Below are 13,879 nucleotides of genomic sequence, written 5' to 3'. Positions count from 1 at the left end.
GCAAGTGAAGCACGGTAGTCGAAAGTGTACAAAAAGAGTGTCTTGGAATACCCGATATTTAAACCTTGTCGAGAAAAACTTGACACATACGAAACCGCGCCCGCCTTTCGCCCGTTTCCAAAAGGATAAACCTTTTTGATCCGCAAAATAACCGGGAGCTATACGTATGGAACCAACTGTAAGTTTTATCCAGAGGGCCGGACTGTTAAAAATCTATGCCGACTTCTGTCATTTCATGTTCACTTTTTTTCAGGAGCCGGATTTCCAGGATGCCGTCCCGGTATTTTGCGGTCGTCCCTTTCCGGCGCACCGGGGAAGGCAGCCGTATCACCTGTTCCGCGTCCGGTTTTGGGAATGATTTTAACATGACCTGAAGAGAAGTGTGGAAGATTTTTAAGCCGGTGAGCATGCTTTCCTCCTGGACAGGGACGCGGATAAAAATAAAATCCAGTGTTTCAAATACTTCTATAGACGGGGCGCCTGCATCCGGGGAAGAGGCCGCCGGTCCATTCCCGTCCCCCTTTTTAAACGCATTCCCCCATTCGTCCCATTGAGAAAGGGCTTGGTTTATATGTTCCTGTACAGGTGGAAACGGCATATTCATCATCTTGAAGATCTCTTCGGTAAACGGAAACGTTTTCCATGGGAACATTTTTCTGCTCCTTTCTGCAACGGGGATATCATAAAATATGCGGTTTTGAACAATCGGGTGAGGCAAATGCAGCAGCACTTTCCGGGAAAAAACAGAATGAATCACTATTCATGCAAATTTTTAAAAATAAGAGTTTTTAACTTTATCTATTACGCTTACAGTGCTAAAATTGAGTTTGTAAGCGTTACAGCTTTCAAAATTCTTTATCGTTACATAATTTCTTGGTTCCGTTTTGGCATCCGCCAGGCGAAACCATACGAAAGTGAATAAGGGACGAAGAGCTGGAGGTTTTTCAAAATGAATGCAACTACACCAAAGGGATTTTGGGAAAGTTTTTCCGGGCCTAATCTTGGGTATGTCATGGATTTATATGAACAATACCTGGAAGATCCGGACAGCATCGACGAAGAGGCGAGAAAAGTATTTGACCAGTGGGGCGCGCCCGCTGTTTCCGAAGGCGGGAGCCTGACACAGGGGCAGGCGGATATTTCTTTCCAATTGCCGGCAAACCCGACGATTTTCAGCAAAATGGTCGCTGCTGTCAAATTGGCGGACAATATCCGGACTTTTGGCCATCTCGCAGCGGATATCAACCCGCTCCAAAAACCTGTTGGGGATGTCAGAAGAATTGAACTGGGAGAATTTGATTTAACCGAAGAAGATTTGAAAAAAGTGCCGGCATCCTTTATTTGCCCGGATGCACCCAAAAGGGTCAAAAACGGGCTTGATGCCATCAATTATTTAAAAGAAGTGTACACCCAAAAAGTCGCCTTTGAGTTTGACCATATTCATGACATGGAAGAAAAGCACTGGCTGCAACGGACAGTTGAATCGGGAAGCTTTTTCCGCGAACTCGGCCGGGAACAGAAAATCGGGATTTTAAAACGCCTTTCAGATGTGGAAGGATTTGAAAAATTTATTCACCGGACATTTGTCGGGCAGAAGCGTTTTTCCATTGAAGGGCTTGATGCGCTCGTTCCGCTGATGGAACAAATGATCATGGAAGCGGTCAAAACGGGTGTGAAAACCGTTAATATCGGCATGGCGCACAGAGGCCGCCTCAATGTGCTTGCCCATATTCTTGAAAAACCATACGAGCTCATTTTTGCGGAATTTAAGCATGCTTCCAATAAAGATTTAATCCCTTCCGAAGGATCGATCGGCATTACGTACGGATGGACCGGCGATGTTAAATACCATCTCGGCGCGGACAGAAAAGGGCAAAACGGCGGCCCGATCGGCGCGCGTATCGTGCTTGCCAACAACCCAAGCCATCTGGAAGTTGCCAACCCTGTTGTCGAAGGGTATACACGTGCCGCGCAGGATAACCGGAACAAAGCGGGCTATCCGGACCGCGATCCGGACCGCGCATTTGCGATTCTTGTCCACGGGGATGCCGCATTTGCGGGGCAGGGCATTGTCGCAGAAACGCTGAATATGAGCAAGCTGAACGGATACGGGACAGGCGGGACCATCCATATCATCGCCAATAACAATATCGGGTTTACGACCGAAACATACGACTCGAGGTCAACAAAATATGCTTCTGATCCGGCAAAAGGCTATGAAGTGCCGATCCTCCATGTGAATGCGGATGATCCGGAAGCATGCGTACAGGCGGCGCTGTTTGCTTATGCTTACCGCGAAAAATTCCATAAAGACTTTGTGATCGACCTGGTCGGCTACCGCCGCTACGGCCATAATGAAATGGATGAACCGATGGTAACCAACCCGGTAATGTACCATGCGGTGCACAATCATCCGACGGTCAGGGCCATCTACGGTGAACAGCTTGTAAAAGAAGGCGTCCTGACAGCCGAAGAGGTTAAAACGATTGATGAAGCCGTTCAGAAAAAACTGCAGGCGGCTTACGAAAAAGTGCCAGACGGCGAAGCAGAACCCGATACGGCCATGGAGCCCCCAGAAAATGTGAAAAAAGGCTATTTGAGCATGAAAACAGGGGTGCCGGAACAGGAACTGAGGGCTTGGAATGCTGAATTGCTCGCCTGGCCTGAAAACTTCCACGTCTTTAAAAAACTGGCGCGGATTTTGAAACGCCGCGAACACGTTTTTGACGGAAAAGGGAAAATTGACTGGGCCCATGCGGAAGCGCTCGCGTTTGCAGCCATTTTAAAAGATGGCGTGCCGATCCGGTTTACCGGCCAGGATACACAGCGCGGCACGTTCGCACAGCGCAATCTCGTCCTGCACGACGAACAGACGGGGGAAGAATATATTCCGCACCATCATCTATCCGGCGTTCAAACTTCATTTGCCATTTATAACAGCCCGCTGACCGAAGCCGGCGTTGTCGGGTTTGAATACGGCTATAACGTCTTTTCGCCGGATACGCTCGTCATTTGGGAAGCCCAGTTCGGCGATTTTGCAAACATGGCACAGGTCATGTTTGACCAGTTCATTTCATCCGGCAGGGCAAAATGGGGGCAAAAATCAGGGCTTGTCATGATGCTGCCGCACGGATACGAAGGGCAAGGCCCTGAACATTCAAGCGGCAGGGTGGAACGCTTCCTGCAACTGGCAGCGGAAAATAACTGGACAGTGGCGAATGTCTCGACAGCCGGCCAATACTTCCATATTTTAAGAAGGCAGGCAAAATGGCTGGCAAAAGAAGAAATCCGCCCGCTCGTTCTCATGACGCCAAAAAGCCTGCTTCGCCACCCGCTGGCATCTGTAGAGCCGTCTGTACTGGTAGATGGCAAATTCCACACCGTGCTGGAAGGCCCGGATACGGAAAATACGGGTGCAGTCGAAAGAATCCTGCTTTGCAGCGGGAAAGTGGCTGTAGACTTGGAAGAAAAGCTGGACGGTGCGGATATGAGCTGGCTGCATACGGTAAGGGTCGAGCAAATTTATCCTTTCCCTGAACAGGAATTGAAGGAAATCTTCGCGCGCTTTAAAAACGCGAAAGAAATTGTATGGATGCAGGAGGAGCCGGAGAATATGGGTTCCTGGTCTTTTGTTGAACCGTATTTAAGAAAGTTGGCGCCTCAGGGAGCAGAAATCCGATACATCGGCCGGCCGAGAAGGTCAAGCCCGTCGGAAGGCGACCCGGTCGTCCATAAAAAAGAACAAAACAGAATTCTGACTGAAGCCATTACCCGCCCTTAAACGGCGGCTCGCTCCTTCCCAAGGGGCGGGGGCTTCCTATGCGCAAAATAACCGTTGCTTTGCCCGCTTCATCCTGCAGCCCGCGCTGCTCGGAAGATGAAGGAGGAGGCTTTGATATAAAAAAAGTGATACTTTTAAGGGAGGACAAGTGTTGTGGCTGAAATTAAAGTGCCTGAACTGGCAGAATCCATCACGGAAGGAACCATTGCACAATGGCTGAAACATCCGGGGGACCATGTAGATAAAGGGGAATATATTGTAGAACTTGAGACAGATAAAGTAAATGTAGAAGTCATTTCGGAAGAAGAAGGCGTCGTCCAGTCCCTCCTTTTTGAAGAAGGGGACACAGTCCAAGTCGGCGATGTCATTGCGATTGTCGGCGAAGGAACAGGGGAAAACAACGCAACGCCTTCCGCGCCGCCAAAAGAAGCGGAAGCACCGCAACCGGCACAAGCACCACAACCGGCACAAGCACAGGCGCTGGCGCAAACACAAGCGCCTGCCCCGGAGCAGCCAAAGCCGGCTCAGGAAGAAAGCGAAAGCCGCCCGGTTGCTTCTCCGGCTGCCCGCAAACTGGCACGTGAAAAAGGCATTGACTTATCGCAAGTGCCGACAGTGGATCCGCTTGGCAGGGTAAGGAAACAAGATGTGGAAACCTTCAATCCGCAAGCTGCGGCAAAAGCGCCGGCAGCACCGGAAAAACCTGCAGCCGGCAAAGCTGTGGCAGAAGAAGCCGGCAAACCGGTTGAAAGAATCCGCATGTCACGCCGCCGCCAGACGATCGCAAAACGGCTCGTTGAAGTGACACAGACAACGGCGATGCTGACGACATTCAACGAAATTGATATGTCGGCCGTCATGGATTTAAGAAAGCGAAAAAAAGAACAGTTCGTTAAAGATCATGACACCCGTCTCGGCTTTATGTCGTTCTTTACAAAAGCAGTGGTTGCGGCATTGAAGAAATATCCGTATGTCAATGCGGAAATTCAGGGCAATGAGCTGCTCTTGAAAAAATATTATGATATCGGCATTGCGGTATCCACGGAAGAAGGGCTTGTCGTGCCGGTTGTCCGGGATTGCGACCGGAAATCGTTCGCGGAAATTGAAGCGGATATTGCTGCATTTGCCCAAAAAGCACGTGATAATAAACTTGCATTAAGCGATCTGCAGGGCGGAACCTTTACGATTACAAACGGCGGCGTCTTTGGCTCGTTGTTCTCAACGCCGATTATCAACGGGACACAGGTTGGCATCCTCGGCATGCACACCATTCAAAAACGCCCGGTTGCAGTCGATGGGGACCGGATTGAAATCCGCCCGATGATGTACGTGGCGCTTTCCTATGACCACCGCGTCATTGATGGAAAAGATGCTGTCGGTTTCTTGAAAACGGTGAAAACATTAATTGAAAATCCTGAAGATTTGCTGCTGGAATCTTAAAAGCATAAAAGAAAAGCATCGGTTTTGCCGATGCTTTTCTTTTTAACCGCCCTTTAAGGATTGGCGATCCAGACGCTTTTGACTTCCGTATAGTTTTGGAGCGCGTAGGACCCCATCTCGCGCCCGATGCCGGATTGTTTATAACCGCCAAACGGGGAAGCAGCATCAAACACATTGTAGCAGTTGACCCAAACCGTTCCCGCTCGGAGACGGTTTGCAATATAGTGCGCATTGGCCACATTTTCCGTCCAAACCCCTGCCGCAAGCCCGTACTCGCTGTTGTTGGCGCGGCTGATTACTTCATCGAGGGATTCGTAAGGCATTGCTGCAATGACTGGGCCGAAAATTTCCTCTTTGGCGATCGTCATCTCATCACGGACATCTGCAAAAATCGTCGGTTCAACAAAGAAGCCTTCTTCACGCGGTTTTTTTCCGCCTGTCACAATTTCCGCCCCTTCATCAAGCCCTTTTTCAATATAATTCAAAACGCGCGCTTGCTGCTCATCTGAAACAAGCGGCCCCATTTCCGTATCTTTATTCAGCCCGAAGCCCTGCTTAATTGACTGGGCGTGGGAGGCCATATCGGCAATGACATTATCGAAATGTTTCTTTTGAATGAAAACGCGCGAACCGGCGCAGCATACTTGCCCCTGGTTGAACATTACGCCGTTTAAAGCGCCAGGAATCGCTTTCGATAAGTCGGCATCCGGCAAAATAATGTTCGGGGATTTTCCGCCAAGTTCGAGCGTGACCCGTTTTAGCGTTTTCGAGGCATTGGCCATGATCAGTTTCCCGACTTCAGTGGAACCGGTAAAGGCAATTTTATCCACAAGCGGGTGGTCGACAAGGGCGGCTCCGGCAGTTTCCCCAAAGCCCGGCACAATATTGATGACGCCATCCGGGAAGCCGGCCTCGCTCACCAGCTGCGCCAAATAAAGGGCGGAAAGCGGCGTTTGTTCAGCCGGTTTTAAAATGATCGTGCAGCCGGTCGCAAGCGCGGCGCCCATTTTCCACATTGCCATTAAAAGAGGGAAGTTCCAAGGGATGATTTGCCCGACAACCCCGACCGGTTCATGGCGGGTATAGTTAAAGTAAGGGCCGTTTACGGGAATGGTCTGGCCGGTGATTTTCGTTGTCCAGCCGGCATAATACCGCATATGTTCAATGGCAAGCGGAATATCGGCATTTGCCGTTTCGCGGATCGGTTTCCCGTTGTCGAGCGTTTCGAGCTGTGCCAGCGCTTCCCGGTGCTCTTCCATCAGATCTGCCAATTTATACATTAACCGGCTTCTATCGGCAGGGTTCATCCGCGGCCAAGGGCCTTCATCAAATGCTTTTCTGGCGGCTTGTACGGCACGGCCGATATCTTGTTTATCCCCTTCATAGACCGTAGCCAGCGTTTCGCCGGTAGCCGGATTCGGCGTGTCAAATGTTTTTCCGGATGCGCTTTCAACAAATTGCCCGTTAATGAACATCTTCTTTTTGCCCTGAAGGAAATGCTGAACCCTTTCATCCAACTGCACGGTTAATTGTTCCATTCCAACCCCTCCGTTTATGTTAATTTCAAGGAGACAAGCCTCCTTATACACTTGCTTTGCGCGCCAGTTTGTCAGCGCTTACATTAATATTCTACTAAATCCAAAAAATAGGTGCAATAGAAATCATTCGAATAATTTGAACATATTCCGTGGAAAACCGCAAAAATTCGACATGCCCCTTTATGAATAATTATTCGCTACTAATTTTCTAACAAAAAATAATTATTTTATCTTTTTATTTTACTAGTTTCATATTATAATCTATATATACATACATTTTAAGAAACGAGGGATAAAATTGACGATTAATGAGAGAATGGCACTAAAAATCCGCCTGGAGCAGCTGGAAGACGCTGAGATCCGGGTTATACAGGAATTTCAAAAAGAACGGGAATATATTTTTAAAAGATTAAGGGAGCTGGATGAAAAAGAAGGTCAGCAGGCAGAAACAGCATCCGGCAAACCGGAATATGTATCTTTTAATACGCTTGCGTCCGTCCCGCCGGAAACCTCCGGCGGCGAAGTCCTTACGAAAGAAAGAAAGGTGCGGAAATCGCGGCCGTCAAGAAGAAGCAAGTCGGGCAAGATGAGAGAAGAGGCCATCCAAATATTAAAAGAGGTTTCGGAACCGATCAGAGGGGCTGAACTGCAGCGGATGATCGAAGAAAAAACCGGCTTTAAAATCGCTAATATGACCTCTTTTATGAAATCCGTCGAAAAACTCGATCCGCGCATCCGCAAACCGGACCGCGGGCTGTATCAATTTGTGAATGATACAGCAAATACGGAAGAACCGCATCAGGAAATGGAACAAAATGAACACGAGCCGGAGGAAAACGAGGCAGTTGCTGAACAGAAGTAAACCGGCATAAAAAATCCCCGGAAATCCGGGGATGCAAAAACAAAAAGCGGCGGGAACACATTAACTGTGCCCCCGCCGCTTTTTTTGTATTTTAGTGACTACCAAACGATCAAGATGCAATTATGAATTTGATTCTTCCTTCGGTGGATGGGTCTGATAAAATTTTTTCTGAATCAGCGTCTGCCCGATCATAAACAGCCCGCTCACCGTCCAGTACAGCGGCAGAACCGCCGGAGCTGAAAAAGAAACAAACAGGATCATGATCGGCGACATGAGCATCATGTATTTCATTTGCTTTTTCTGTTCTTCAGGGACCCCGATCAGGGAAATCTGGGCCTGGATGAAATAAATGACACCGGCGAGAATGGCCATCGGTATATCCGCTTGTCCGAGATTGAACCATAAAAAGGAGTGGGTTGCAATTTCTTTTGAGCCGCGGATCGCATAATAAAATCCCATTAAAATCGGCATTTGGATGATAATCGGCAGGCAGCCCATATTCAGCGGGTTAACGCCGTGCTTTTGGTACAGCCCCATCATTTCCTGCTGAAGCTTTGCCTGTTCTTCTTTCGTTTTTGCCGTTTTGATTTTTGCCTGCAGCTTATCCATTTCCGGCTTCAAAACTTTCATTTTATCCTGCATGATTTGCTGTTTTTTGAATGTATGCAGCATAAAAGGCATAAGAATCAGCCGGATGATTAACGTCAAAACAATAATGGCAATCCCGTAATCGCCATGAAGCAGCTGGGCCGTTGCTTTAATGACAATTGAAAACGGGGCAACAAAATAATGATGGAAAAATCCACCGCTGTGCCCGCCGTTTGTATTTGAACATGCGCTCAAAACGAACAATAAACCGCTTAAAACCAATGTGAAGCTGAAAAATCTTTTCATGAAATATCCTCCTTCAGTATATTGCACAAATCCTGCCCTCTCCGGCCGGCGTTAAATCCGGTTCCGGATCAGGATCCTCAGAAGGATATGTCCGTATTCTGACACAACTTAAAATCCAAACCGTAAAGAAATTGCACCGGCATTCCGCAGCCGGGCGGGTGTGTACAGTAAAATCCTGCATGATGGCGGCGGGCCTTGCTTCAACAAACGCTGCCGGCCTGATCACAAACCGGCTGAGATAAAGAAAACCTGCTGCCAGTACGTAAAATGACAGCGTGCAGACGGCCGGATCATTTACAAAATCGATGATGTTTTGAATCAAAGCTATTCACTCACTTTAAAGAGATCAGTACAAAGTATACTTTAAATTTATCTGTTTTACAATCGTAATCATCATTTTACCATACACTACGAAAGAATCCTAATTTAAGGGAAGGGGAGTATGGCCGGACAGCGTGAAAATGGAAAAAGTTATATGTGCATATAAACAGGGCTGCCCGGATGGACAGTCCTCATTTACGCCGTTAGTGAATATCTTTTTTCTTAAATCTGCCGCCGCGCACTTCCGATATGTTTCCAACCGCAATAAAGGCGCTTTCGTCAAATTCTTCTACAATTGATTTCAATTTTGCTTCTTCAAGGCGGGTGATGACGCAGAAAATAACTTTTTTATTGTCTCCTGTATAAGCGCCTTCCCCGTTCAGATAGGTTACTCCGCGTCCGAGGCGGGCCATAATGGCTTCGCCGATGTCATACATCTCGTCGCTGATGATCCATACCGATTTGGATTCATCCAGCCCCTGTACAACCACGTCGATTGCTTTTGTGGCGATAAAATAGGTAATGACCGAATACATGGCATATTTCCAGCTGAACACAAAGCCGGCACAGGTAAAAATGAAGAGATTGAGGCCGAGTATAATTTCACCGACAGAGAAAGGAAGCTTTTTGTTTAATAGAATGGCAAGCGCTTCTGTTCCGTCAAGGCAGCCTCCCCAGCGGATTACAAGGCCGACGCCGATGCCAAGGATAATGCCGCCGAAAACCGTACACAGCAGCAAATCATCCGTAAACACTTTTACGGGGGTCAACAGGACGGTTGTCACCGACATGACGGAGATGCCGTAAAGGGTGGTCAAGGCAAAAGTTTTTCCGATTTGCTTGTACCCGATATAAAAGAATGGGAGGTTTAAGATGAAAATAATAGGGCCCAGTTTCCAGCCGGCAAGGTGGGAGAGGATAATCGAGATGCCGGTGATGCCGCCGTCTAGAATCTGGTTCGGGACAAGGAAAAGTTGGAGGGCAACCCCCATAATCATCGCGCCGAGGCTGACAAAGATAAAGCGCTGGCCAAGTATCACCCACTTGTTTTTCTTCTGTCTGAATGATGCATATGTTTTTGCAGTTTCTTTCATATTTAGCCCCTTTCTAAATATTTTTGTGAAATAATGTACACTTTACGCATAATGAGCCGTTCCTTTAAGGGCGGCTTCTGCCAAAGCCAAGGATTTTTCCTTGAACCGGAGAACGAAAAAACATTTACAATGAAGGACGCTCCCGATATAAACAGATGAGAAAAAGCGGGTTTTTATAACAGAGGAGAAAAACCGGTACAAACATCTATAATTTAATTATATTATAAGAAAGTTAAAAAGTGAATGGATATGCATTTCCATGTTGTTCAAATTTTTTCCGGCCGTGTTGAAACATGGGGCATGGCGCGCTTTCAGGGGCCGAATTGCCCGTATTGGCCGCGAAAATGTTTATAAAAAAGCCCGGCTTGGCCGGGCTTTTTTAAACATCCAATCTATTCTTTTTCCAAGGCGGCTTTTAAAGCATCTGCCAGGCTGTTGCCGAAACTTTCCTCTTTCTTTGTGTATTTTTGCAGCAATTTCTTTTCTTCATGTTTTGACAAAGTTTTTTTCTTTTCGTCCGCTTTTTGGACAATATTGCAGTGGCGGCATTGGAAATACACGCCGGATTTGCCGTGATGAATCTCCATCTTTTTATGGCAGGTCGGGCAGCGTCGGTTGGAAAGTTTCGGGCTTTTCCGCTTTGTAAACCGGCATTCCCGGTTTGAACAGACAAGCTTTTTCCCGTCTTTGCCGTTTACTTCTTTCATAAGGGAACCGCATTCCGGGCATTTCGTTCCCGTTAAATTGTGGGCGCGGTATTTTTTGTCACTCGTCCGGATTTCACGGACGAGGCGTACGGTTTCCCGGCGGATGGTTTCCAAAAACTGCTTCGGGTTGCCTTTTCCGCGGGCAATCGCTTCAAGCTGTTCTTCCCATTTTGCGGTCAGTTCCGGCGATTTCAACTCGTCATTTACAAGGTCGATCAGCTGCTTGCCTTTCGGTGTCGGCACAAGGCGGCCGGACTCACGGCTGATCGTTTCGGAGGAGACGAGCCGTTCAATGATATCGGCGCGTGTTGCCGGCGTCCCGAGCCCGTATTTTTCCATTCTCGAAAGAATATCCGCTTCGGAATACCGTTTCGGTGCTTCGGTTAAATGCTGGCTGAGCCGGATTTGTTCCAGCTTAAATGTTTTTCCTTCTTTGATCGAAAGCAGCGCCGTATTTTCCCGTTCCTGTTCATGGTGCAAAACAGCGGTAAACCCGGCATTTTTCACGGCCATTGTCCGCCCGGCCAGGGTTTTTCCGCCTGCTTGAAGCTTAAATTGGACGGTTTCATATTCATAAACCGGGTAGAACAGCGCAAGGAACCGTTTTACGATCAGATCATAGATTTTCCGTTCATCGGCAGATAAATCCGGCAAGGCCGGGCGTTCATCCGTTGGAATAATCGCATGGTGGTCCGTCACCTTTGCATCATTGATGACACGTTTGGCCAGTATGTTGCCTTTCCGGGAAAGGACCGGCTGAACTTCTTCTTTGTACGCATCTTTCACCGCAAGCAGCCGGTCGTACATCGTGTTTTCCATATCTTTCGTCAAATATTTCGAATCGGTGCGCGGATAGGTAACGAGTTTATGCTGTTCATATAAGTTTTGCAGCACGTTCAATGTTTTCTTTGCTGTAAAACCGAAGCGGTGGTTGGCGTCGCGTTGCAGTTCCGTCAAGTCGTAAGGGAGCGGCTGCTGCTCTTGCTTCTGTTTGCGGATCACTTGTGTTACAACGGCAGTCTGCCCGGATAAAGCCGCGTGTATGGCATTTGCTTTTTGCTCATCAAATATCCGTTTCTCGCCGTTATGGTCATATGACACTTCGAGTTTTCCGGCGAGCGCTTCAATGGTCCAGTATTTTTTCGGCACAAAAGACTGGATTTCCCGTTCGCGCTCGAGCACCATCGCCAATGTCGGCGTCTGCACGCGCCCGGCGGAGAGCGGGTCGTTGTATTTCACGGTTAAAGCGCGGGACACGTTCAACCCGATCAGCCAGTCTGCTTCGCTGCGGCAGACGGCGGAGCGGTACAGATTGTCATACTGCTTTGCCGGTTTTAATTGCTTGAACCCGTCTTTAATCGCTTTGTCGGTCTGGGAAGATATCCATAACCGTTTTACCGGTTTTTTCCAGCGCATTTTTTCCAGAATCCAGCGTGCGACAAGTTCGCCTTCGCGCCCGGCATCGGTTGCGATAATACAGTCTTTGATGTCGCTTCTTTTGCCGAGCTGTTCGATCACTTTATATTGCGGATATGTCTGCCGGATTGTTTTGGTTTCCATTTTATCCGGAAGAATCGGCAGGTCTTCCATGCGCCATTCTTTATATTTCGGATGATAATCTTCCGGCATTTTCAGTTCGATCAAATGGCCGAGCGCCCATGTCACGATATAGCGCGGCCCCTCAATATAACGTTTTTTATTTTCCGTGCAGCCGAGGACGCGCGCAAGTTCGCGCCCGACGCTCGGCTTTTCGGCGAGTACAAGCGATTTCATTGCATAACACCTTTCTTTTATTCCTGTCTGAACAAGTATAACGCATCAAACAGGATTGATAAATGATTTCGTTTCTTCTGTTTTCACAGTGAAAATTTTGAAATGCAAACGGGCTTTTGGTAAAATGGTGGTTTGTAAGAGACAGTGTAACCTGAAAGCCTGCATTATATCTTGCAAATATAATTGGATAGGTGGTTATCGATAATGGAACAAACAAAGCCGTACAGAGTCTTATTGTATTACAAGTATGTTGAAATTGAAAATCCGGAAGCCTTTGCAGCTGAACATTTGCAGTTTTGCAAAGAGACCGGTTTAAAGGGGCGTATCCTCGTTGCCAAAGAAGGGATCAACGGCACCGTTTCCGGAACGGTTGAACAAACAACCAAATATAAAGAAAAGATGCACGCAGATCCCCGGTTCCGGGACATGGTCTTCAAAGAAGATGAAGCAGACGGCCATGCGTTTAAAAAAATGCACGTCCGCCCGCGCAAGGAGCTTGTTACGCTGCGGCTTGAAAAAGACATCAATCCGAATGAAAAAACGGGGAAATATTTGTCTCCGAAAGAATTTCGCGAGGCGCTGCTGGCTGAAGATACCGTCGTACTGGATGCGCGCAATGACTATGAGTATGATCTCGGGCATTTCCGCGGGGCATTGCGCCCGGATATCCGCACTTTCCGCGAACTGCCGGAATGGGTGCGCGAACATAAGGATCAATTAAAAGGCAAAAAAATTGTGACGTATTGCACCGGCGGCATCCGTTGTGAAAAATTTTCGGGCTGGCTGCTGGAAGAAGGGTTTGAAGATGTCGGCCAACTGCACGGCGGGATTGTGACATACGGAAAGGATCCGGAAGTGCAGGGAGAGCTGTGGGACGGCAAACTGTATGTATTTGACGAACGGATTTCCGTTCCGGTCAATCGAAAGGAACATGTCGTTGTCGGCCGGGATTATTTTACGGGGGAACCGTGCGAACGTTATGTCAACTGCGCCAACCCAGCCTGCAACAAGCAATTTTTATGCTCGGAAGAAAATGAACATAAATATATGCGGAGCTGCTCGCATGAATGCCGCACCGTGCCAAATAATTTATATGTAAAAGAACACGGCCTTACACCGGAAAAAGTAGCTGAACGGCTGCGCCGGATCGAAGAAGAAGACGCGGCGTTAAACCGGTAACCGGCGCGGCTTTTAACCTTACGATTCGGAAAGCGGATGGTGAAAAAGGGGATGGAAACCGTGCCCGCCCGGAAACGGCCGGAGCGATTCCTTGCTTCAAAAGCGGTATTTTCTTGAAAGAAACAAGGTGCCTGAGGGCGGCATGTGAAAAAAAGAGAAAAAAACCGGGATCCACTGCAACCATCCGAAGCCCGGGGGCAGGGTTAAAACGCGGCGTGTTCCGGAACAGAGAAAGGATTTGGTGCAAGCGGGCCAAATCCTTTTTATCTGCCTGCTTTTTTGCGTAAAAT

10 protein-coding genes are annotated in these 13,879 nt (G+C 48.1%); 4 read left to right on the top strand and 6 right to left on the bottom strand.

Features of this window, described 5'->3' with window-relative positions; all coding sequences use genetic code 11:
• Positions 1–205 precede the first annotated feature (205 nt).
• Positions 206–652 carry an HSP20-like chaperone gene (locus IC21_RS11410; RefSeq protein ID WP_202622498.1) on the bottom strand — a complete coding sequence of 149 codons (447 nt, stop codon included), beginning with the start codon at positions 650–652 and terminating at the stop codon, positions 206–208.
• A gap of 297 nt (positions 653–949) precedes the next feature.
• Here IC21_RS11410 and IC21_RS11405 point away from each other — a divergent pair, with 297 nt between their 5' ends.
• Both IC21_RS11405 and odhB read left to right on the top strand, forming a co-directional pair.
• Entirely contained in the window at positions 950–3,781 is a 2,832-nt protein-coding gene (locus IC21_RS11405; RefSeq protein WP_029141636.1) for a 2-oxoglutarate dehydrogenase E1 component, read from the top strand.
• A 153-nt stretch (positions 3,782–3,934) separates the two neighbouring features.
• A complete protein-coding gene (odhB, locus tag IC21_RS11400) occupies positions 3,935–5,221 on the top strand; it encodes a 2-oxoglutarate dehydrogenase complex dihydrolipoyllysine-residue succinyltransferase (protein ID WP_029141635.1) in 1,287 nt (428 codons plus the stop codon).
• A 53-nt stretch (positions 5,222–5,274) separates the two neighbouring features.
• Here the strand turns inward: odhB and IC21_RS11395 are convergent, their stop codons facing one another.
• A complete protein-coding gene (locus IC21_RS11395) occupies positions 5,275–6,759 on the bottom strand; it encodes an aldehyde dehydrogenase family protein (RefSeq protein WP_029141634.1) in 1,485 nt (494 codons plus the stop codon).
• 298 nt (positions 6,760–7,057) lie between these two features.
• Between IC21_RS11395 and IC21_RS11390 the strand changes: the two genes are divergently transcribed.
• Positions 7,058–7,621 carry a Rok-like winged helix domain-containing protein gene (locus IC21_RS11390; RefSeq protein WP_029141633.1) on the top strand — a complete coding sequence of 188 codons (564 nt, stop codon included), beginning with the start codon at positions 7,058–7,060 and terminating at the stop codon, positions 7,619–7,621.
• 120 nt (positions 7,622–7,741) lie between these two features.
• Here IC21_RS11390 and yidC read toward each other — a convergent pair whose 3' ends face one another.
• The 4 genes from yidC to IC21_RS11370 all read right to left on the bottom strand — a co-directional run bounded on the left by yidC (position 7,742) and on the right by IC21_RS11370 (position 12,410).
• Positions 7,742–8,515, bottom strand: a complete 774-nt coding sequence (gene yidC, locus IC21_RS11385; RefSeq protein ID WP_029141632.1) for a membrane protein insertase YidC — start codon at positions 8,513–8,515, stop codon at positions 7,742–7,744.
• 13 nt (positions 8,516–8,528) lie between these two features.
• Positions 8,529–8,837: a hypothetical protein gene (locus IC21_RS11380; protein WP_017554079.1), complete on the bottom strand. Its 309-nt coding sequence runs from the start codon at positions 8,835–8,837 to the stop codon at positions 8,529–8,531.
• A 202-nt stretch (positions 8,838–9,039) separates the two neighbouring features.
• Positions 9,040–9,930 carry a YitT family protein gene (locus IC21_RS11375; RefSeq protein WP_029141631.1) on the bottom strand — a complete coding sequence of 297 codons (891 nt, stop codon included), beginning with the start codon at positions 9,928–9,930 and terminating at the stop codon, positions 9,040–9,042.
• Between the two features lie 392 nt (positions 9,931–10,322).
• On the bottom strand, positions 10,323–12,410 hold the full coding sequence (locus IC21_RS11370; protein WP_029141630.1) for a DNA topoisomerase III: 2,088 nt from the start codon (positions 12,408–12,410) through the stop codon (positions 10,323–10,325).
• 204 nt (positions 12,411–12,614) lie between these two features.
• Here IC21_RS11370 and trhO point away from each other — a divergent pair, with 204 nt between their 5' ends.
• A complete protein-coding gene (gene trhO / locus IC21_RS11365) occupies positions 12,615–13,589 on the top strand; it encodes an oxygen-dependent tRNA uridine(34) hydroxylase TrhO (RefSeq protein WP_013859237.1) in 975 nt (324 codons plus the stop codon).
• Positions 13,590–13,879 lie beyond the last annotated feature (290 nt).

The organism is Heyndrickxia coagulans DSM 1 = ATCC 7050 (genome assembly GCF_000290615.1).
Lineage (GTDB): Bacteria > Bacillota > Bacilli > Bacillales > Bacillaceae_C > Weizmannia > Weizmannia coagulans.
Note: the sequence above shows the minus strand (reverse complement) of the source record. Positions and strands in the feature narration are given on the sequence as shown.